Consider the following 20,785-nt stretch of genomic DNA (forward strand, 5'->3'; position numbering starts at 1 on the left):
CAGCAACTTAGGACAGCTTGCGTTCGTCCAGCCCCAGCCCCCGCCCGATGATTTCGCGCATAATTTCGCTGGTGCCTGCAAAGATACGGCTGATCCGCGCGTCGGTATACATGCGGCTGATGCGATATTCTTCCATATAGCCTGCGCCGCCATGCAACTGGACACATTCGTCCATGACCCGGCCCTCAAGTTCGCTGCTCAGCAGCTTGGCCGCCGATGCATCCTCCGCCGTCAATTCGCCCGCGTTCAGCAGCAGGACGCATTGGTCCACATAGGTCTGGAGCGCGTCCAATTCGGCGCGCATCGACGCCATCTTGAAGCGTGTATTCTGGAAAGCGCCGATCGGTTTGCCGAACGCCTTGCGCTCCTTCACATAATCCAGTGTGATGTCGAAGGCGGTCTGCGCCGTCGCCATGAAGCCGATCGCGGCTACCAGCCGCTCCTGCGCCAGGAAACGGGCGAGATATTTGAAGCCCTGGGTCGGATCGCCCAGCACATTGGCCTTGGGCACCTTCACATCGTTAAAGAAGAGTTCGGCGGTGTCCTGCGCCTTCAGGCCCATCTTGGCGAGTTTGCGGCCGCGTTCGAACCCGTCCATGCCACGTTCAACCACGAACAGGCCAAGGCCATGGCGGCTGTTGGGATCGGTCCGCGCGGCAACCACGATTAGGTCGCCCAATATGCCGTTGGAGATATAGGTTTTCGCGCCGTTCAAAAGCCAATGGTCGCCCTGATCGGTGGCGCTGGTTCGCATCCCGGCCAGGTCGCTGCCCGTCGAAGGTTCCGTCATCGCGACGGCCAGGATCTTTTCGCCGTTAACGATGCCGGGCATCCAGCGATCCTTCTGTTCATCATTGCCCAGTTTGGCGAAGTAGGGCGCGACGAGATCATTATGCAGGTTGATGTAGAAACCCACATCGCCATGGCGCATATTTTCTTCGATGATGATCTGTTCGAAGCGGAAATCGTCGATCCCCGCGCCGCCATATTTTTCGTCCGCCCAGGTGCAGAGCAGACCCTGCGCCCCGGCTTTGAGATACAGCTCGCGGTCGACAATGCCCTGTTCGCGAAACCGCTCGGCATGGGCGCCGACTTCGGTGCTCATGAATTTGACGACGCTGTCGCGAAACTGTTCATGTTCCGGTTCGAAGATGAGGCGTCTCATGCCGGGACCGGCTCCTTGACCGTGGTTTCGCTGGCGGGGGTGTAGAAATCTTCACCCCGCGCCGCCTTGTCGCGCAGCCAGGCGGACGGCAGGAAGCGCGGCCCGTAAAGCTGCGCCAGACGGTCAGATTCCTGTACGAATGTTTTGATGCCGATGGTGTCGATATAGCTGATCGTGCCGCCGGTCCACGCTGGGAATCCCCAGCCATAGATCGCGCCAAGATCGGCATCCTGCGGCGTTTCCAGGACATTTTCTTCCAGGCACCGGGCGGTTTCCATAGCCTGCGCATAGAGATAGCGCTGCTTGAGTTCCTCGATGTCCCAGTCCGCTTTCGTGGGGAAATGATCGGCCAGCCCCTTCCACAGATGCTTCTTGCCGCCTTCGGGATAGTCGTAGAAGGCCCCGCCTGCCTTGCGGCTGGAGCGGCCGATCTCGTCCTTCATGCGGCGCATGACGGCAACGCCGGCGGGCGGCGTATAGGCGTCGCCTTCCTCGGCGATCGCCTGATCGACGATCTTGAGCGGCAGGTCGAGCGTCAGCTCGTCCAGCAGCGCCAACGGGCCAACGGGCATCCCTACCGCCTTGGCCGCATTCTCGATCACCGCAGGCGGCACGCCTTCAGCCAGCATCGCCGCGCCTTCGTGGATCAGCATCTGGAACACGCGGCTGGTGTAGAAGCCGCGGCTGTCGTTGACGACGATCGGCGTCTTGCGCAGTTGGGCGATATAATCGAGGCCCTTGGCCAGCGTCGCCTTGCTGGTCTGCTTGCCCATGATGACTTCGACCAGGCCCATGCGCTCGACCGGCGAGAAGAAGTGCAGGCCGATAAACTGGTCGGGGCGCTGTGATGCCTGCGCCAGTTGAGATATCGGCAGGGTCGAGGTGTTGGAGGCGAACACTGCATGGTCGGGCAACACCGCTTCGGCTTTGCGCGTCGTTTCCGCCTTGATCCCGGTGTCCTCGAACACCGCCTCTACCACGAGGTCGCAGCCGTCGAGCAGGGCGAAATCGTCGGTAGGGGTTATGCGGGCGAGGACGGCGTCGGCCTTGTCCTGTGTCGTCTTGCCCTTTTCGATCAGCTTGCCCAGCACCCTGGCCGCATAATCCTTGCCCTTTTGTGCGGTCGCGGTGTCGCGGTCGATCAGGATCACCTCGATCCCCGCATTAGCGGAGACATAGGCAATGCCCGCGCCCATCATGCCCGCGCCCAGCACGCCGACCTTCTTCGCCGCGAATTTCTCAAAGCCTTCGGGACGGCGCGCGCCCTTTTCAGCGGCCTGCTTGGAAATGAAGGTGGTGCGAATGATGTTGCGCGCGACCGGATCGGTCAGCAGCTTGGCGAAATATTTGCCCTCGACGGTCAGCGCCTTGTCGAAGGGCAGTTGCAGACCCTGGAACACGCAATTGAGGATCGCCAGCGGAGCTGGCTGATTATAGCCCACTTTGGCGATGCCACCCGTCGCCATCATATAAGCCGTCGAGTCTTCAGGGACGGTCAGCCCTTTCTTCTGCGGTGGGGTCCAGCCCTTGACGTCCCATGGCTTGACCGGGTCGGGCGCGGTCGCAAGCCAGGCTTTGGCCGCGTCGATCAGCGTGTCGGCGGAAACCACCTCGTCCACGATCTTCAGCTTAAGGGCTTCGGCGGGGCCGACCGAACGGCCCGACAGCAGCAGGTCGAGCGCGGTTTTCATCCCCGCGATCAGGCCCAGCCGCACCGTGCCGCCCGATCCAGGAAGCAGGCCGACATTGACTTCGGGCAGGCCAACCTGCACCTTTGCGTCGTCCACCAATATGCGCCGATGGCAGGCAAGCGTGAGTTCGAACCCACCGCCCAGCGCCAGCCCGTTGATCGCCGCGACCCAGGGCTTGCCCGACTGTTCGATCGCCCGGTGCATGTCGGTCGCGCGCTTGGAGAAAGCGTAGGCTTGGCTTGCCGTCAGCGTGCCGAAGCCGTTGACCAGTTGCTTAAGGTCGGCACCCGCCATGAAGCTGGCCTTGGCCGATGTCAGGATGACGCCCGTGATGCTGTCATCTTCCGCGATCTGCTTCGTCACCGCTTCCATATCGGCTAAAAAAGCGTCGTTGACGACGTTCATCGATCCTTCCGCGTCGAGGGTCAGGATCGCGAAGCCGTCATCGGCCTTTTGCAGTTGCATGGTCTTCATGGAATGTCCCGCTCTATAGTTCGCAAGGGCGCGTTCAGACGCGCTCGATGATGGCGGCCGTGCCCAGGCCGTTGGCGGCGCACAGCGTGATGAGGCCAGTTGCTGCGTCGCGCCGTTCCAGTTCGTCCAGAACGGTGCCCAGGATCATCGCGCCGGTCGCGCCGAGCGGATGGCCCATAGCGATCGCACCGCCATTCACGTTGATCTGGTCATCGGGGATGTCGAGGTCACGCTGGAAGCGCATCACGACGCTGGCGAAGGCTTCGTTCAGTTCCCACAAGTCAATGTCCTTTTCGGTCATCCCGCCTGCCTTCAACGCCTTGCGCGACACGGCGGTGGGCGCGGTCAGCATGATCGTGGGTTCAGAGCCGATATTGGCATAGGAGCGGATACGCCCGCGCGGCTTCAATCCCGCTTTCTCGCCGAACGCCTTCGATCCCACCAGCACCAATCCAGAACCATCGACGATGCCGGAGCTGTTGCCGCCGTGGTGGACATAGTTGATTTCTTCCAGCTCGGGATATTTCGCCTTGCCCACTGCCTCGAACCCTGCCTTGCCATAGCCTTCGAACGCCGGCTTGAGCTTGGCGAGGCTTTCGACCGTGGTGCCGGGGCGCATATGTTCGTCGCGGTCGAGGATGACTTCACCCAGCACATCTGTCACCGGGACGATCGAGCGCTTGAAATAGCCCTGGTCCCAGGCATGGGCGGCCTTGCGCTGGCTTTCGACGGCGAAGCCGTCGACATCCTCGCGGGTATATCCGTCGAGCGTAGCGATAATGTCCGCGCCGATGCCTTGGGGGGCGTAATAATTGCTGAAAGCCACGGCGGGGTCTGACGTCCAGGCGCCGGAGTCATAGCCCATCACCGTGCGACTCATCGACTCAACGCCGCCGCCGATACCCGCGTCGATCATCCCGGCATGAACCTGCGCAGCGATCAAGCTGACCGCGTCAAGGCCGGTGGCGCAGAAGCGATGAATCTGCTGCCCCGCGACGGTCTGGGCATAGCCTGCCTGCAACACCGCCGCACGCGCCAATACCCCGCCTTGTTCGCCGACAGGCTGTGCCATGCCAATGATCACATCGTCGAGCAGCGCGGTATCGAGATTGTTGCGCGACTGAAGCGCCTTGAGCAACTGCGTCGCCATTTCGACCGAGCTTATCTCATGCAGCGCGCCATCCGGGCGGCCCTTGCCGCGCGGCGTGCGAACATGATCGTAGATATAGGCTTCCATCGTAAATTCCCGATCCGTGATCCGATATTTTGCTGTGTCCGCTCTTGGCGTGGGCGGCCCTGTCCGCACCTATCCAACGAAAGGCGCATGGACGGACGCACGCTGCAATCTGAAGGCCAATCGGGATCTACGGGTATTAGGAGCGGGCTTTCGTGGGCATCAAGGGCGAGAACAGCGCCGCAATTCGCATCTCTGCGACAACCCTGGGCGACCTGCTGATGAAGGGGTGGGACAAGGGCGGCGGCAAGGAGGCGCTGGTATTTCCGGGCGAACGCAAAAGCTATGATGATGTGGTGGCTGGCGTAATTAACCGCGCGCGCGGACTGAAGGCGCTGGGCATCGGGCGCGGCGACCATGTCGGCATCTTGCTGCCGTCCAGCATAGAATTTGTCGAGGCGCTGTTCGCCAACGCGATGTGTGGCGCGGTGTCGGTGCTGATGAACGCGCGCTACAAGGCGCCGGAAATGGCCTATGTCGCGCAAAATGCCGATCTGCGCGCGATCGTGACCAATGATTTGGTAACCGAGCATGTCGATTTCGGCGCGCGGCTGGTGGAGGCCTTTCCCGACCTACCGACAGCGGCCGATCCCGCTGCCCTGACCCTTGCAGGCACGCCGCTGCTGACGCAGATCATCATGCTGGGCGGGCGTTCCGCGCCCGGCTTCGTCGACCAGGCCCGGTTCGATGCGGCGGTACAAAGCGTCAGCGAAAGCGACATCCACGACACGCGCCTGACCGTGCGGGTGCGCGATACCGCGATGATCCTCTACACTTCCGGCACATCGGCCAATCCCAAGGGGTGCCTGCTCAGCCATGAGGCAGTGACGCGCGAGGCGAACAATCTGGCGCGCTATCGCTGGGGCTTCCAGCCTGACGAGCGGGCCTGGTCGCCGCTGCCACTGTTCCATATCGCGGCGATGCTGTGCATGTTGGGAGCGATGGATGTAGGCGGCACCTTTATCGGCCAGCCGCATTTCGACGCCGGGGAAAGCCTGCGCCAGATCGAGGCGGAGCAGGTGACGATGATGTTCCTGCCCTTCGTCACTTTCCATCAGGCGATGATTGCTCACCCCGATTGGGACAAGACGGATATGTCATCCGTCCGTCTGCAAAATAGCTGCTTTGCGTTCATGCCGGACCGGGTTGGGCAGGCCTATCGCGACAAGGCCCCAAATATGCTGCAAGTGGGCACCATGGGCATGACCGAGGCGACCGGCATCGTCACCACTGGCGGCCCAGCTATGGACCCGGAAATGGGTTTCAGAAAACTGGGCTACCCGCTCGCCGGGATCGAGATGAAGATCGTCGACCCCGATACCGGCGCGGAACGGGGCGTGGACGAGCGGGGCGAGATTTTGATCCGGGGCTATAATCTGTTCGACGGCTACTATCGCGACGCGGAAAAGACCGCCGAAGCGATCGACGTGGACGGATGGTATCATAGCGCCGACATCGGATCGATCGATGCGGACGGCCATATGATGTTCCATGGCCGGTTCAAGGATATGCTGAAAGTCGGTGGCGAGAATGTCGCAGCGGCCGAGGTCGAGGCGGTGCTGGCCAGCCACCCAGCCGTGCGGCTGGCGCAGGTCATCGGCTTGCCCGACGATCGGCTGGCCGAGATTCCGGCGGCCTATATCGAGCGCGATGGCGACGTCGCGGTGGAGCCGGACGAACTGATCGCCTACACCAAATCGCGCCTGGCGTCGTTCAAGGTGCCGCGCCACATAAGATTTATCGACGAATGGCCGATGTCGGCGTCGAAGATCCAGAAGTTCAAACTGCGCGCGGCGCTGATGGCCGAACTAGGCCTGAGCGACTGACAAGGCAGAAAAATAGGAGAGGTTGAATGCGGGTCATCATCACAGGCGCGGCGAGCGGCATCGGGCGGGCCTGCGCGCAATTGCTGGCCGCAGGCAGCGTAATCGCGGGCGAGCATCAGTTGCTGTTGGCCGATCGGGATGCCGCCAATCTTGAGAGCGTAGCCGATGCGATCGGACCGGCGGCGGCGACCTGCGTGGTCGACCTAGCCGAGCTGGATTGCGGCGACCGGATCGTCGCGGCGGCAATGGCGCATATGGACGGGATCGACGCAGTCATCAGCAATGCCGGAATCATCATGGGCGGGGCGCTGATTGATCTGCCCGCCAGCGACTTCGACCGTATATTCGCGATTAACACACGGTCCGCCTGGCTGCTGGCCAAGGCGGCGCATCCGCATCTCAAGGCCAGCGGCGGGGCGTTCGTGGCCACCGCATCCATGTCCGCCACCGCGCCGACGCCTGCGCTAGGTTTCTACTCGTGCAGCAAGGCCGCGTTACTGATGATGATCCGGCAGCTCAGCATCGAATGGGGACCGGACGGCATTCGGTGCAACACCGTGTCCCCTGGCCCGACCTATACGCCGATGACGGCAGCAGGCTATGACGACCCGGCGAGGCGCGACCAGCGCGAGGCGACCATACCGCTGCGCAAGCTGGGCGTGGCGGAGGATGTTGCCAACGCCATCCTATTCCTGATCGGGCCCCATGCGGGGCACATCAGCGGCATCGACATATTGGTCGATGGCGGGATGAGCAACATGCTGATGCCCGCCAGTGGTGGCGGCACCGGGCAGAAGCGGCAGAATTAGGATGGGGTCAGGCCGCCCGCACCTGTGTTTTCTGGCCCGGCAGGCGCATCGCGCCGTCCTGTGCATCAACCAGCAGGCGGGCGGTCGCCACCAAGTGATCGCCCAGCAGCGCGACCGCCCGATCGGCGTCGCGACGCAACGTCGCGGTGACGATATCGCTATGTTCATGGACCAAGTCGCGCTCGCCGGTCGCCAGCGGGACGGTCAGGTAGCGATAGCGTTCCGATTGCGCGTAGAGCCAGTCGCGCATCCGCAGCAGCCAGGGGCTGTCGCAGGCGGCCACCAAAGCATGGTGGAATGCGCCATGGGCGTCGGCATAATCCTCGTTCAGGCGGGCAGGATCAGTGGGATCGCGGGTCGGCGTCTTGCTGAGGCGATGGGCGGCGCTGACGATCGCGGATTCCCAGTCCAGCCCGCCGCGTGCGATGGCGCGTCGCAGGCATTGCCCCTCTATATCGCTGCGCACTGTCACCAGATCCATCAGGTCGCCGATCGAAATCGGCGTCGCGCGAAAGCCCCGCGCATCGTCTTGCGTCACGAAACCTTCGGACGTCAGGCGCGACAGGGCTTCGCGCACCGCGCCCAGGCTGAAGCCGCGATTGTCGGACACGTCTTTGATATTGATCCGATCGCCCGGCACCAGCCGGCACGTCAGGAGATCGTCCCGCAATTGGCGATAGGCCCGCTCAGTCAGGCTCAGCTTCTTCATCATCGCCAAAGCCATAGCAGTTTTGAAACCAGAGGCAAATACAAATAGTATATTTCGGTTATCAGAATATATTTCATGTTGACCTGGACGGCGGCGGCCCTCACGGTGGCAGGGTATCAGGAGGATAGAATCATGCGTTTGGCTAAGGTTTCGAAAAATGGGCAGACCGGTTTGGCGGTCGATACCGGCGCGGGCGTCAAGGCGCTGTTCGGCGATGCCGCGCTCTATGATCTCGACGCGCTGATCGCGCAGGGCGGCGGCGCGCTGACGCAGGCAGGCTATGCGGTCGTGGCAGGCGGCAAGGATGTTGCCATCGACGATCTGACGTTCCTGCCGCCGCTGATCAAGGCGCCCAAGATCCTGTGCCTGGGCCTGAACTATAAAGACCATGCGGCAGAGGGTGGTTTCCAGGTGCCCGAATTCCCGACCGTGTTCGGCAGGTTCAATAGCAGCCTGATCGGCCATGGCGCGCCCATCATCAAGCCGCCCTGCTCCGACCAGCTCGACTATGAAGCCGAAATGGTCGCAGTCGTCGGCAAGGGCGGCAAGGATATCGCCAAGGAAGACGCGCTGTCGCACATCGTCGCCTATTCAGTGTTCAACGACGGGTCGATCCGCGATTATCAGCTGAAGACCCCGCAATGGACCGTCGGCAAGAATTTCGACGATACCGGCGCGTTCGGGCCATGGCTGGTGACGGCGGACGAACTGCCCGCGGGCGGCGCGGGCCTGAAGATCGAGACGCGCCTGAATGGCCAGACCGTACAGAGCGCCAACACGTCCGACATGGTGTTCGACGTGGTCGATACCGTTGCCCTGCTCTCGACCTGCTTCACGCTGGAGGCGGGCGACGTGCTGGTGATGGGGACGCCGTCCGGCATCGGCCTGGCGCGCAATCCCCCGCTGTTCATGAAGGATGGCGATGTGTGCGAAGTGGAGATCGAGAAAATCGGCCTGCTGGTCAACCCGATTAAGGCGGCCTGAGCAGCGAAAGGGCGGCGGCACGATCCGCCGCCCGACATGCCAAGGAGGACAGGATGAACGACAAGAGCATCGCCGGGCGGCGCGCCAATGTACTGGGCGTCCATTCGATTGACCATTTCGCGCTGGCCGTCCCGGATCTGGAGGACGCGCGCCGCTTCTACAGCCTCTTTGGTCTGGACGTGCGCGAGAGCGACGGCAGGCTGCATCTTTTCACACAGGGCAATCTTCATCGCTGGGGCGTCATCACGCAGGGCGCGGGCGCCAAGCAACTGCGCTATCTGAGCTTTGGCGTCTATGCCGACGAGATGGATGCGTTTGCCGCGCATCTCGATGCCTGTGGCGTCACCTATATCGACGCGCCTACGAGTGCGGACACGCAGGGCATCTGGTTCAGCGGCTTTGATGGCCTGCCGATCAATATCCGCCCGGCCGACAAGGCGACGCCGGCCGAAAAAAGCCATTTCTCCTTTGCCAGCGCCCCGCCCGGTCAGTCCGGCGCGATCCTCAACAGCCAGGCACCCAAGGTCCATCCCCGTCGCCTGTCGCACTTCGCGATCTTCACGACCGATGTGAACGCGGCCATCACTTATTATGAAAAGACGCTGGGCCTGCGCCTGTCTGACAAGAGCGAGCCGGGCGTCGCCTTTCTGCACGGCGTGCATGGCAGCGACCATCATCTGCTCGCACTCGTCCTGTCGGACCGACGCGGGATGCATCATAATAGCTGGGACGTAAGCTCCGTTATGGAAGTGGGCCTTGGCGGATCGACTATGGCGCGGGCGGGCTATGGTCCCAACTGGGGCGTGGGCCAGCATGTGCTGGGGGCCAATTATTTCTATTATGTCCGTGACCCATGGGGCAGTTTCAGCGAATATTCGGCCGACATCGACTTCATTCCCCATGACGTCGAATGGCCATCAGCCAATCATGCGCCCGAAGATAGCATGTTCCTGTGGGGGCCGGACCCCTTCCCCGAATTCATCCAGAACACCGAACCTGCGGAGGCTGACCTGCCATGACCACATTTGTTTTACTCCACGGCGGCGGCATGGGTGGCTGGACCTGGAAATATGTCCGCGAGCTGCTCGAAGCGCGGGGGCACAGGGTTTATACGCCGACCTTCACCGGCTTTGGCGAGCGCGCGCACCTGACCGGCCGGCATGTCGGCAACACGGTCCATGTGCAGGATATTGTCAACGTCCTGCATTATGAGGATCTGCATGATGTCGTGCTGGTCGCGCACAGCTATGCCGGGACGGTGGCGCCGGGCGTGATCGCGCAAGCGGGCGACCGCATCGCCAGCGTCATTTATCTGGACGCCATCGTGCCCCATTCAGGCGAGCGCATCGCGTCGCTGATGGGCTATGTACCCGAAGACCAACTCGCTGGCCTGGACGCGATGCTGGAGGCAGGCGAAGGGCCGATAGGCTCTGGCGTAGATGTGATGCAGCGGGACGCGGCCAAGACGCACCCGCATCTGATGGACGCTGACCGGCAGCAATGGCTGCTCGATAATCTCACCGACCAGCCGATGCGGGCGACATCCTGTGTCATTCCTATAGGGGCTGAAACGATCACCAAGCCTGTCGATTATATTGCGGCGGCCATCACCGTCATGACCGCGATGCATCATCGCGCGCGGGCGCTGGGCTGGACGATCCACGACCATCCGGGTGATCATGCGCTGCTGGTGGGCGATCCCGAAGGGACGGTCGACCTGATCCTGAAGATCGCAGCCTCTAAGGGCGCGCCATGAATATCGACGCGCTTTTTTCCGTGCAGGGCCGCGTTGCGCTTGTCACGGGCGGGTCGAGCGGCATCGGCCGCCATATTGCCACCGGCTACGCCGCGGCCGGGGCGAAGGTCTATATCTGCGCCCGAACCGAGGCCAAGGTGTTGGCGGCAGCGCAGGCGATCAGCGAGGTAACCGGTGGCACCTGCATCGGCCTGACCGCCGACCTGTCGACCCTTGCTGGGATCGACGCTCTGGTGGCGCAGGTGGCTGCGCGCGAAGACGCGATGCACATGCTAGTCAATAATGCCGGGACGATGGCCGATGCACCGATTGACGGTTATAGCGAGGACGACTGGGACCAGGTGATCGACCTGAACCTGAAGGCGCCTTTCTTCATCCTCCAGAAATTCCTGCCATTGTTGCGCGCGGGCGGCACGGCGGAACGGCCAGCTTCGCTCATCAATATCGGCTCGGTGGGCGCGCTGAAGGTCGGGCCGAAAGAAAATTACGCCTATCAAGCGTCAAAGGGCGCAATCCACTGGCTGGCCAAGGGGCTGGCCAAGCGACTGGGCCGCGACAACATCACCGCCAATGTGATCGCACCGGGATTTTTCGAATCCGAGATGACGGTGATCGCGTCGGACGAGATGCGCAAAATGGTGGAGGGCATGGTGCCGCGCGGGCGCGTGGGGACGCCGGAAGATTTGGCCGGAACGGCCATCTATCTGGCGTCGCGCGCGGGTGCCTATGTCACCGGTTCGGTCATTCCGGTCGAAGGAGGATTGTCGATCTAATATGGGTCAACTTCATTTTGTGGCTATTGGCGGCACCTTGCGCGCCTTCTCTTCAACCGAGCGCGCGCTTCGCAAAGCACTAGCCCTTGCCGAGACACGAGGTGCGCGAACGACATTGTTATCTGGCGATGCCATCAACTTTCCGCTTTATTCGCCGGAAAATGCAGTTCGATCTGAGCTTGCCAGCGCCTATGTCGAAACGCTGCGGTCCGCTGACGCAGTCATCTTAGGATCACCCGGTTATCACGGTGCGATTTCCGGCTTTGTGAAAAATGCGCTGGATTATGTTGAAGATCTGAATCGGGATGATCGTTGTTATTTTGACGGCCTGCCGGTCGGCTGCATTGCCACGGCGGCGGGGTGGCAAGCCGCGGTCGCCACACTTCAACAGTTGCGTGTCATAACTCATGCCTTGCGCGGCTGGCCGACACCATTGGGTATTGCCATCAATACCATCGGTGAAACTGGAGACCCAGTCGAACAAAATCCCATTCCCGCCCATTTGGGCATGATGGTGGATCAACTGTTTCAATTTTATAATCGTTCGACCCTATAAGAGGATAGGTTCTCAAAGACCCTGACAGGTGCCCAATAGTCGGGCAAAGAGAACAGGAAAGACAATGGATTTTTCGCTCACCGAGGAGCAGCAGGCGTTTCGCGACATCGTGCGCCGCTGGGTCGATGTAGAGGCGCCCAAGGACTGGATGCGCGCGCTGGAGGCCGACGAGGAAAATTACCCCTACGCGCTGTGGGACAAGATTGCCGAGCAGGGCTTCTTCGGCATCGGCATACCAGAGGAATATGACGGCCTGGGCGGCGACGTCATGATGCAGATGATCTTCGCGCGCGAATTTGCGCGGACTGCTGGCGGACTGCTGTGGGTGTGGGGCCTGACATCCTTTGGCGGGGCCAAGACGATCAGTGCGGTCGGCACCGAGGAACAGAAGAACCGCTGGCTGCGGCCGATGGCGCAGGGCAAGCTGCGCGTGTCGCTTTCCATGACCGAACCCGATGGCGGCACCGATGTGCTGGGCGCAATGAAGACCCATGCCGAAAAGGTGGATGGCGGCTGGAAACTGAATGGGGCGAAGATGTGGACGACCGGCGCGAAGGCGGCCGACCGCCTGCTCGTCCTGGCCCGCACCGACAAGAATGTGGAAAAGAAGCATCACGGCCTGACCATGTTCTTCGTCGATGCCAAGACGCCGGGCATCACCGCGTCGCTGCTGCCCAAGCTGGGGATGCGCGCGATGGGGTCGTGCGAGGTCCATTATGAGGATGTGTTCGTCCCCGATGCGGACGTTCTGGGGCAACCGGGGCAGGCCTGGTACGCGATGCTGCCGACGCTGAACAATGAGCGGATCATGGTCGGCGCGCAATGCCTGGGCGCGATCGACGGGGTGCTGGAAGATGCGCTGGCCTATATGCTCCAGCGCAAGGCCTTTGGCGGCATCATCGGGCGGTTCCAGGTGTTGCAGCATTATGTCGCGAATATCGCGACCTGGCAGAAGACTACCGAATTGCTGCTCAACAATGTCGCGTGGATGCAGTCCAATGGCATGAATTGCGGCGTCGAGGCCAACATGCTCAAGATGGTCGCGACGGAAAATGCGGTGAAGGCCGCCGACCTTGGCATCCAGATATTGGGCGGCATGGGCTATTCGGCGGAAACCGACATGCAGCGTTACTGGCGCGATCACCGGATTTTGCGGATGACGCCGATCAGCAACGAGATGGTCCGCAACTCGATCGCCGAAAGCCTCGGCCTGCCGCGCTCTTATTAGGGACCAGCCATGAGCGATCTCGACACCCTGCCCCCCGCTCCCGACGCTGCCGGCATATCGCTGGACGGCACGACGGTCTTCACGATCAGCGCGGAAGAGAATGCCGCGCTGTGCCGATCCACCGGGATCGAACCGGCCAGCGACGGCACTGCCCACCCGATCTATTATTATGTCGCCACGCAGGTTGCGATGGGCAAGACCGTCGCGGGCGTGTGCGAAGCCTGCCAGTTCGATGTCGATGACGGTCCGATGATGGGCAGCAGCGGCGTCAAGTTCGACGCGCCGCTGATGGTCGGGACAAGCTACAAGGTGACGGGCGAAATATTGAGCCTGATCCGCAAGCGCAGCCGCAAGCTGGGCGTGATGGACGTGCTGACCTATCGCCTGCGCCTGCATCTGTTGGACGGGATGCAGGTTCTGGAAACCGATAATGTCTGGGTGCTGCCGCGCAAGGAGTTTGCCGCATGAGCTATGCCGTCGGCGACACGTTGCCGCCCTTCACGATCGAGAGCGTCAGCGCCGAAGCGATGGAGCAATGGGCGATTTTCTTGGCCGATCCTAACCCCATCCATCTGGATGTCGAGGTGGTGAAGGCCAAGGGGCTGGGCGACCGAGTCATCAACCAGGGCCCGGCGAACGTCGCCTATATGATGAACATGCTGATGCGCGCTTTCCCCGGCGGGCGGATCAAGGCGATGGATTCGCGCTTTCTGGACAATGTCTATGGCGGCGACCGCGCGACCGTGACCGGCACGGTCGCGACCATCGAGGGAAACAGCATCACCTGCGCATTCACGCTGGATGTCGAGGGACGGGGCACCGTCAATTCCGGCACGGCGACGATAGAAATCTAAAAATTCCGAGGAGATAAGATTATGCCAAGCGGACCTTTTGCCCATGTGTGCATGGTCGTGCGCGACCTGGACACCGCGATCGTGGACTGGACCAAGATCCTGCGCGTGCTGGACCCAGCCAGCCTGGAAAAGCGCCTGGTTAAATATGACGAATTTTCCAGCGGTGCGGACGCGGGCATGAAATGGGCGACCTTCGTCAATGACGGCGGCACGGAAATCCAGTTCATCCAGCCCGCCCCCGGCACGCCGATGGGCGACCGGTTGGACAAGGTGGGCGAGCATGTCCATCACCTCTGCTATTCGACCGACGATGTGCCAGGTGCCATGGAGAAGCTGCGGGCCGAAGGGTTGCACCTGCCCGGTGGCGGCCAGACCCATAACGACCCCGACATGACCTGGCAGAAGTGGAGCTGGATCGGCCACAAGAGCACGCATGGCGCGATGATCGAAGTGGCGTCGCCCTACGAGAGCCGCAATGACGGCAAATGGCACCATGCGCCGGGCAAGTTCGCCTATGCCGGTCCCGGCGAACATGAGTGCTTCGCCGAAATCGCGCCGCCGATCGCCGCCGAATAAGCACGGAGCGCCCGGCATGATGTCCGCGACCCGGATCAGCCTGCCGGGCGACGGCATCACCCTGGTCGCGGACGCCTATGGCGACCCGACCGCGCCGCCCGTATGCTTCTTCCATGGCGGCGGGCAAAGTCGGCGGTCCTGGGCCGGATCGGCGCGGCGGGTGGCACAGGCGGGCTATTATGGCCTGACCTTCGACCTGCGGGGCCATGGCGACAGCGATTGGGCCAGCGATGGCGACTATCTGCTGGAAGCCTATGGCCGCGATGTCGAGGCGATCCTGATGGCGCTTTACCGCCCCGTCGCGCTGGTGGGCGCGTCTCGCGGCGGCCAGTGCGCGCTGGTCGGCGGGTCGCGCCATCCCGATCGCGTGCGCCTCATCATGCTGGCCGACGTTGCGCCGCATATCGACGACGCCGGAGTGGAGGAGATACGCGGTTTCTTCCGCGCCAGTAAAGCGGGCTTCGCGTCGCTGGACGAGGCCGCCGATGCGCTGCACCGCCATCTGGGCCAGCCACGTGTGGCCGATGTGTCGGGCCTGGCCAAGGCGATGCGAACAGATGGCGAGCGGCTGTTCTGGCACTGGGATCCGCGCACGACTTCGCAGGAATTTCTGCATCCGCCATCCGAAGGCGAAGCGCTGGTGGCAGCCGCGATGCGCGTCACCACGCCGGTCGTTCTGGTGAAGGCGGAACTGAGCGAGATCGTGTCGGACGAGAGTGTCCGCCAGTTTCAGGCGCTGACCCCGCAACTGGAGGTCGAGGTCGCGCATGGCGTGGGCCATATGTTCACCGGCGACCATAATGACGCCTTTGCCGAACGGCTGCTCCGACATTTGACCACGTATCTGCCGCTATGAACCGGGGTGCGGCCTTTGTCGTCGGCGGTACGGGCGGGCTAGGCGGCATCATTTGTCGTCGACTCGCGGACGAATGGGATGGCGTGGCGATCGGCTACCGCTCTAGCGCGGACAAGGCGCGCGCGGTGATCGACACGCTGCGCGGACGCCAGGACCGAGCGATTGCCGTCCATGCCGACCTGTCCGACATGGCCAGCATCCAGAGCGGCTTTGCCGACGTCAAGGCGCGGTTCGGTGCGATAGGAACGGTGATTTTCGCCAGCGGTGTGGACATTGCCCAACCCTTCGTCAGTCAGATCGGCGAGGATCAATGGCGGCAGGTGATCGAGGTCGAATTGATCGGCTTTACCCGCATCGTCGCCGCCGCGCTGCCCCACTTCCGCGTGCAGGGTTTCGGCAATTTCGTATCGGTGGTGTCGGTCGCCAATTATTGCTTCCCGCCGGGCGATGCCCTGTCCTCGGTGCCCAAGGCGGGGATCGAGGCGCTGGGCCGCGCCATTGCGAAAGAGGAAGGCCGCTATGGCATCCGCGCGAACATGGTTGCGCCCGGCATCATCAACGCGGGACTGGGGGCCGAATTTCTCACCACCCTCTACACGCCCGCCATCTGGGAAGCGCAGCGCAAGCGGATCGCGCTCCAGCGCTTTGGCGATGGCGAGGATATTGCGCAGGCCGTTGCCTTCCTGGCGTCGGAGCGCGCGCGCTACATTACTGGCCAGACATTGATCGTCGATGGCGGCTTCAGCCTTTGAACGGATAGAGCGATCCATGCCGAAGTTCACACTGTCCCTGAACGTCGAAACCGCGGTCGATTTCGGCGAACCGATCCAGATCGCGGCAACACTGGCGATACCCGACAGACTGCCCGATGGCCCGATCGACCTGCTCGTTTGCCTGCATGGCGGCACCTATAGCCGCTGGTATTGGGATGCGCAGATTGATGGATGGCCGGGCTATAGTTTCGTCGATCATTGCTTGGCACAGGGCAAGGCGGTGTTGGCGCTGGACGCGCTGGGTATGGGCGAGAGCAGCCAGCCGGGCCGGGAAGATGTGTTGACACCCCATGTCGGCGCACAAGCGCATCATCTGGCGCTGGCGGCGGTTCTGGAACGGATGGAGGTCGGGGAATGGGGCGCGCATATCGCGGGGCGCACGCGGCGGATAACCGGCATCGGCCATTCGATGGGCGGAATGCTGACGATCGTGCAACAGGCGCAATGGGCCAGTTTCGATCAGGTCGCGGTACTTGGCTTTACCAATATTGGTCTGGCCATGTCGGACGAGGTGCAATCCGCCATCGGGGCGCAGGTGGCAGGGCCAGGCTATGGCGCGGCCAATCGCGCGGCGATGCACGGCTATTTCCATGCAGCAGACGTGCCCGAAACGGTGATCGCAGCCGACGATGCGCGGGCGTCGCTGACGCCCAACAGCTATGGGCGGCTGGCCATCATGCCCGGCGGCGTTGCGGCGGAGGCTGCCGCGATCGCCGCGCCGGTCTATCTGCATTTTGCCGACATCGACGTAAGCCCTGAACCCCATGCCGAACCGGCGGAGTATTGCGGATCGCGCCATGTCACGCTGACGACGCTGGCGGAAGCAGCCCATTGCCATAATTTCGCATCGACCCGGCTGCAAAGCTGGACGATGCTGCACCGGTGGATCGACCATATCGGTGCCATCGGCTGATGAAGATATTGCCCCGGCCACCCAGAAGGCGGCCGGGGCCACGCTTGCTTATTTATACGGGTCGACCGGCTGCGGCACCTTGATGACTTCCAGATCCTTGAGCATCGTCAGCACGTCCGAGATCGAATAGATATGGTCGATCTTGCCGTCGCGGAAGCGCAGCCAGGAGAACCACAGGACGTTGAGTTCGTTGCCAGTCGGCTGGACGCCCATATAGGGACCGCCGGTATGCTTACCATGATGATGGCACAGCACGCAGATTTCATCCTCGCCCCGGCCCCATGCCTTGATCGTGCGATAGATGCTGGGCGGGAAAGTGGTGTACAGGCCCTGCGGCGAGGTTTTCCAGACATGATAGGTGCCCAGGTCCGGCCGGTTTGGATTGTCATAGGTCATGGTGTCGGTATTGAAGAAGGCATCCATGCCGTCCCAGTCACCGCGATTAATGACTTCGTGCAGGTCCATCCAGTGATTGACCATATATGCCTGGCTGTCGGTCAGCCCGGCGGTGATTTCAGCCCGTGTCTCTGCGGACAGGACGAAATCGGCTTCGGTGAACGGGGCTAGACCCATTTATACTCTCCTAGATAAATGCTTGAGGCAAATTGGCCCGCTGACATGTGCCTGCGGTAACGCCTCATCCCCTGTCGCTATCCCTTCGACACCTACCCAACGAAAGGCGGCTGGCCAACCGGCCTGTGCGACCAATCATTCTATAGAATGAAGGAGAGTGGGTGATGCTGACCGTGCAGGAGATGTCGGACCGGTTCGAAATACAGGATTTGATCGTGGGCTATTGCTACGCGGTCGACAGCCGCGACTGGGATGCGCTGGACCAGTATTTCACGGCCGACGCGGTGATCGACTATTCCGAAATGGTCGGCGTTTCGGGCAGCCTGGCCGAGATCAAACAGTTTCTGGCGAGCAGCCTGACGCCGATCCTGGCGTTCCAGCACGGGGTATCGACCACCCGCTACAACATCGATGGCGACCGCGCGCAGACCAAGACCGTCTGCATCAATCCCATGACCGTCAGCGATGGCACGAACGCCGAGACGCTGGTTTTCGGCCTGTGGTATATCCATGATTATGTCCGCACGCCTGCGGGATGGCGGATCAGCCGCCTGTACGAACAGAAATGCTATCGCATGAACGTGCCCGACTGGCTGACCGCACAACTGCCTGCCTGATCGCATCCGTCGCCCCCTTCCCTGCCCCCGTGCGCCAAGGTGCCTTCATGCAACGCTTCCTTAATGCCGCCTTCCTGATCCTGCTTGTCGTGACGGGGTTTTCGCTTGCATGGCTTGGTGGGCGTTTGCTGATGCTCGGCGGATCGCCCTGGTATCTGCTGTCCGGGCTGGTCATGGTCGTCGTCGCGCTGCTCGGCTGGCGGAGAGCTCCGCTGTCGATCGCTTTGTTCTGGGCTTTTCTGGCGGCGAACCTCGCCTGGGCCTTGTGGGAGGTAGGGCTGGACGGATGGGCGCTGGCCCCGCGCCTGGCCATGCCGCTGTGCCTTGGCCTCTATATGCTGACCCCCTATTATCGGCGCCACGTCGGGCGATCCGCCCCGTTGCCGGGCGGACGTGTGCTGTGGCCCGCGCTGGCGCTGATCGTGGTGGCTGGCGTCGGCTTGGCCTTCTGGGCCGATCGCACGCCTGCCGCGGCGAGTCGGATATGGGGTCCGGCCCCCGCCAGCGCGGCCGATGGTGACTGGATCGCCTATGGCAACGACCGAGGCGGATCGCGCTATTCCGCGCTGGAACAGATCAGCCCGTCCAATGTCGGCAACCTCCAACCGGCGTGGACCTATCGCACCGGCAAGGTGGGCGACGGCAAACAGGGCACCGCCTTTCAGGTCAACCCGATCAAGGTCGGTAACCGCCTGTTCCTGTGCGCGGGCAATAATGACGTGATCGCGCTGGACCCGGAAACCGGGCGGCAATTGTGGCGGCATAATCCCAAGACCGACCTGGCCGGGGTCTATGGCCTGGTGTGCCGGGGCGTGACCTATTATCGAGTGCCCGGCGCTACGGGGGCCTGCGCCGAACGCATCTTCACCGCCACGCTCGACGCGCGGCTGATCGCGCTGGATGCCGCGACTGGGCGGCCCTGCCCCGGTTTCGGGCGCGGCGGACAGGTCGACCTGAAGACAGGGCTGGGCCAGGTGGACAAGGGCTATTATTTCGTCACTTCGCCCCCCGCCCTGGTGCGCGGGCGGCTGGTGCTGGGCGGCTGGGTAACGGACGGGCAGAAGATCAGGGAGCCGTCGGGCGTCATTCGCGCTTTCGATGCAGTGACCGGCGATTTCGCCTGGGCATTCGACATCGGCCGCCCCGACGACCATGGCCTGCCGGCGCCCGGCGCGACATTCACGCCCGGCACGCCCAATAGCTGGGCGCCGATGAGTTCGGACGAGACGCTGGGCCTGGTCTATGTGCCGACAGGCAACGCCACGCCCGATTATTTCGGCGGGCACCGGACGGCCAACGATGATCGCTACGCCAGTTCGGTGATTGCCCTGGACGGCATGACCGGCGCGGTGCGATGGTCGTTCCAGACGACGCATCATGATCTGTGGGATTATGACGTGCCGGCCCAGCCCACGCTGATCGACCTGCCCGGCGGGGTGCGCGGCCTGCTCCAGCCCACCAAGCGCGGCGAAATCTTCTTCCTCGACCGCGCGACCGGCAAGCCGATCCTGCCGGTCGAGGAACGCCCCGTGCCCCAGGGGGTGGTGCCGGGCGAACGCCTGTCGAAAACCCAGCCCTATTCGGTCGGCATCCCCAGCTTTACCGGGCCACGCCCGACGGAAAAGGGCATGTGGGGGCTGACCCCGATCGACCAGGCAATCTGCCGCATCCGGTTCAGGGAGGCGCGGTTCGATGGCGACATGACGCCGCTGTCGACGCAGCATCCGACGATCACCTGGCCCGGCTATCTGGGCGGGATCGATTGGGGCGGGGTCTCGGTCGATCCCCGGCGCGCGCTGATGATCGTCAACAACAACCAGGTCGGCAATTATAACCGCCTGATCCCGCGCGCAGAGGCCAACCGGCGCGGCATCAAGCCGATGAACGCCGTCCATATGGGCGATGTCGGTGGCCCCGCGGCGCAACAGGGCGTGCCCTATGCCGCGCAGATCGCGCCGTTCCTGTCGCCGCTTGCCATTCCCTGCCAGCAGCCGCCCTATGGCCGGATCAATGCCGTGGACTTGAAAACCGGGAAGATGGTGTGGAGTCGCCTGCTGGGCACGTCGCGCGACAGCGGGCCGCTGGCGCTGCCGACCTTCGTGCCGATTCCGATGGGGGTGCCCAATATCGGCGGATCGGTGGCGACGGCCAGCGGGCTGACGTTTATAGGCGCGACCCAGGAACATGCGTTCCGCTCCTATGACACAGCGACCGGCCGCCTGCTGTGGAAAGCGCGCCTGCCCGCCGGCGGCAATGCGTCGCCCAGCAGCTATTGGTCCAACGCCAGCGGGCGCCAGTTCGTGGTGATCGCGGCCGGTGGCCACGGCGCGATGCTGTCTGGTTCCAGCGACCAGTTGATTGCCTATGCCCTGCCAAAGAAATGATCGGCCGTCGGCTCGATCCTATCGTTTGGCGGGC

At 62.7% G+C, this 20,785-nt stretch carries 21 protein-coding genes; 16 read left to right on the top strand and 5 right to left on the bottom strand.

Annotated features, from left to right (window positions below):
- Positions 1-7: 7 nt before the first annotated feature.
- The 3 genes from OVY48_RS05500 to OVY48_RS05510 are packed head-to-tail and all read right to left on the bottom strand — an operon-like array spanning position 8 to position 4,567.
- Positions 8-1,165 carry an acyl-CoA dehydrogenase family protein gene (locus OVY48_RS05500; protein ID WP_037476000.1) on the bottom strand — a complete coding sequence of 386 codons (1,158 nt, stop codon included), beginning with the start codon at positions 1,163-1,165 and terminating at the stop codon, positions 8-10.
- Positions 1,162-3,330, bottom strand: coding sequence for a 3-hydroxyacyl-CoA dehydrogenase NAD-binding domain-containing protein (locus tag OVY48_RS05505; protein ID WP_193378845.1), 2,169 nt, complete (start codon positions 3,328-3,330; stop codon positions 1,162-1,164). Before OVY48_RS05505 ends, OVY48_RS05500 begins: the two co-directional genes overlap by 4 nt.
- A gap of 34 nt (positions 3,331-3,364) precedes the next feature.
- Positions 3,365-4,567, bottom strand: coding sequence for an acetyl-CoA C-acetyltransferase (locus tag OVY48_RS05510; protein WP_169571208.1), 1,203 nt, complete (start codon positions 4,565-4,567; stop codon positions 3,365-3,367).
- A gap of 152 nt (positions 4,568-4,719) precedes the next feature.
- Between OVY48_RS05510 and OVY48_RS05515 the strand changes: the two genes are divergently transcribed.
- The gene (locus tag OVY48_RS05515; protein WP_156106212.1) at positions 4,720-6,390 is read left to right on the top strand and encodes a class I adenylate-forming enzyme family protein; all 1,671 of its coding nucleotides are present in this window, start codon (positions 4,720-4,722) and stop codon (positions 6,388-6,390) included.
- Between the two features lie 26 nt (positions 6,391-6,416).
- Complete coding sequence (locus tag OVY48_RS05520) at positions 6,417-7,199, top strand: SDR family NAD(P)-dependent oxidoreductase (protein ID WP_037476449.1); 783 nt, start codon at positions 6,417-6,419, stop codon at positions 7,197-7,199.
- 7 nt (positions 7,200-7,206) lie between these two features.
- Here the strand turns inward: OVY48_RS05520 and OVY48_RS05525 are convergent, their stop codons facing one another.
- Complete coding sequence (locus OVY48_RS05525) at positions 7,207-7,911, bottom strand: GntR family transcriptional regulator (protein ID WP_193378856.1); 705 nt, start codon at positions 7,909-7,911, stop codon at positions 7,207-7,209.
- A gap of 129 nt (positions 7,912-8,040) precedes the next feature.
- On the opposite strand from OVY48_RS05525, the gene OVY48_RS05530 reads away from it, so the two are divergent.
- The 12 genes from OVY48_RS05530 (at position 8,041) to OVY48_RS05585 (ending at position 17,177) form a co-directional block, all read left to right on the top strand.
- On the top strand, positions 8,041-8,892 hold the full coding sequence (locus OVY48_RS05530; protein WP_037478689.1) for a fumarylacetoacetate hydrolase family protein: 852 nt from the start codon (positions 8,041-8,043) through the stop codon (positions 8,890-8,892).
- A gap of 53 nt (positions 8,893-8,945) precedes the next feature.
- Positions 8,946-9,911 carry a VOC family protein gene (locus OVY48_RS05535; protein ID WP_037476446.1) on the top strand — a complete coding sequence of 322 codons (966 nt, stop codon included), beginning with the start codon at positions 8,946-8,948 and terminating at the stop codon, positions 9,909-9,911.
- Positions 9,908-10,648 carry an alpha/beta fold hydrolase gene (locus tag OVY48_RS05540; protein ID WP_076605511.1) on the top strand — a complete coding sequence of 247 codons (741 nt, stop codon included), beginning with the start codon at positions 9,908-9,910 and terminating at the stop codon, positions 10,646-10,648. The genes OVY48_RS05535 and OVY48_RS05540 overlap by 4 nt, the downstream gene beginning before the upstream one ends.
- Positions 10,645-11,421, top strand: coding sequence for an SDR family oxidoreductase (locus tag OVY48_RS05545; RefSeq protein ID WP_037476444.1), 777 nt, complete (start codon positions 10,645-10,647; stop codon positions 11,419-11,421). Before OVY48_RS05540 ends, OVY48_RS05545 begins: the two co-directional genes overlap by 4 nt.
- A gap of 1 nt (position 11,422) precedes the next feature.
- Positions 11,423-11,977 carry an NADPH-dependent FMN reductase gene (locus OVY48_RS05550; protein WP_037476443.1) on the top strand — a complete coding sequence of 185 codons (555 nt, stop codon included), beginning with the start codon at positions 11,423-11,425 and terminating at the stop codon, positions 11,975-11,977.
- Positions 11,978-12,041: 64 nt separating this feature from the next.
- Positions 12,042-13,205, top strand: a complete 1,164-nt coding sequence (locus tag OVY48_RS05555) for an acyl-CoA dehydrogenase family protein (RefSeq protein WP_037476442.1) — start codon at positions 12,042-12,044, stop codon at positions 13,203-13,205.
- A 9-nt stretch (positions 13,206-13,214) separates the two neighbouring features.
- Positions 13,215-13,673, top strand: a complete 459-nt coding sequence (locus OVY48_RS05560; RefSeq protein WP_043150256.1) for a hypothetical protein — start codon at positions 13,215-13,217, stop codon at positions 13,671-13,673.
- Positions 13,670-14,059: a MaoC family dehydratase gene (locus OVY48_RS05565; protein ID WP_037476437.1), complete on the top strand. Its 390-nt coding sequence runs from the start codon at positions 13,670-13,672 to the stop codon at positions 14,057-14,059. Before OVY48_RS05560 ends, OVY48_RS05565 begins: the two co-directional genes overlap by 4 nt.
- Before the next feature lie 21 nt (positions 14,060-14,080).
- Positions 14,081-14,635 (top strand): VOC family protein, encoded by a 555-nt coding sequence (locus tag OVY48_RS05570; protein ID WP_235209598.1) that lies wholly within the window; start codon positions 14,081-14,083, stop codon positions 14,633-14,635.
- 16 nt (positions 14,636-14,651) lie between these two features.
- On the top strand, positions 14,652-15,491 hold the full coding sequence (locus OVY48_RS05575; RefSeq protein ID WP_081912913.1) for an alpha/beta fold hydrolase: 840 nt from the start codon (positions 14,652-14,654) through the stop codon (positions 15,489-15,491).
- Positions 15,488-16,243, top strand: coding sequence for an SDR family NAD(P)-dependent oxidoreductase (locus OVY48_RS05580; RefSeq protein ID WP_037476430.1), 756 nt, complete (start codon positions 15,488-15,490; stop codon positions 16,241-16,243). The genes OVY48_RS05575 and OVY48_RS05580 overlap by 4 nt, the downstream gene beginning before the upstream one ends.
- Before the next feature lie 16 nt (positions 16,244-16,259).
- Positions 16,260-17,177 (top strand): alpha/beta fold hydrolase, encoded by a 918-nt coding sequence (locus tag OVY48_RS05585; protein ID WP_052027698.1) that lies wholly within the window; start codon positions 16,260-16,262, stop codon positions 17,175-17,177.
- Between the two features lie 48 nt (positions 17,178-17,225).
- Here OVY48_RS05585 and OVY48_RS05590 read toward each other — a convergent pair whose 3' ends face one another.
- Positions 17,226-17,750, bottom strand: a complete 525-nt coding sequence (locus tag OVY48_RS05590; protein WP_037476425.1) for an ester cyclase — start codon at positions 17,748-17,750, stop codon at positions 17,226-17,228.
- Between the two features lie 164 nt (positions 17,751-17,914).
- Here OVY48_RS05590 and OVY48_RS05595 point away from each other — a divergent pair, with 164 nt between their 5' ends.
- Together OVY48_RS05595 and OVY48_RS05600 are read left to right on the top strand one after the other, a co-directional pair.
- On the top strand, positions 17,915-18,367 hold the full coding sequence (locus OVY48_RS05595) for a nuclear transport factor 2 family protein (protein WP_237748883.1): 453 nt from the start codon (positions 17,915-17,917) through the stop codon (positions 18,365-18,367).
- Between the two features lie 47 nt (positions 18,368-18,414).
- Complete coding sequence (locus OVY48_RS05600; protein WP_037478676.1) at positions 18,415-20,751, top strand: membrane-bound PQQ-dependent dehydrogenase, glucose/quinate/shikimate family; 2,337 nt, start codon at positions 18,415-18,417, stop codon at positions 20,749-20,751.
- The last annotated feature ends 34 nt before the right edge of the window (positions 20,752-20,785 follow it).

The sequence above is a fragment of the Sphingobium sp. SA2 genome (assembly GCF_032227065.1).
Taxonomy (GTDB): domain Bacteria; phylum Pseudomonadota; class Alphaproteobacteria; order Sphingomonadales; family Sphingomonadaceae; genus Sphingobium.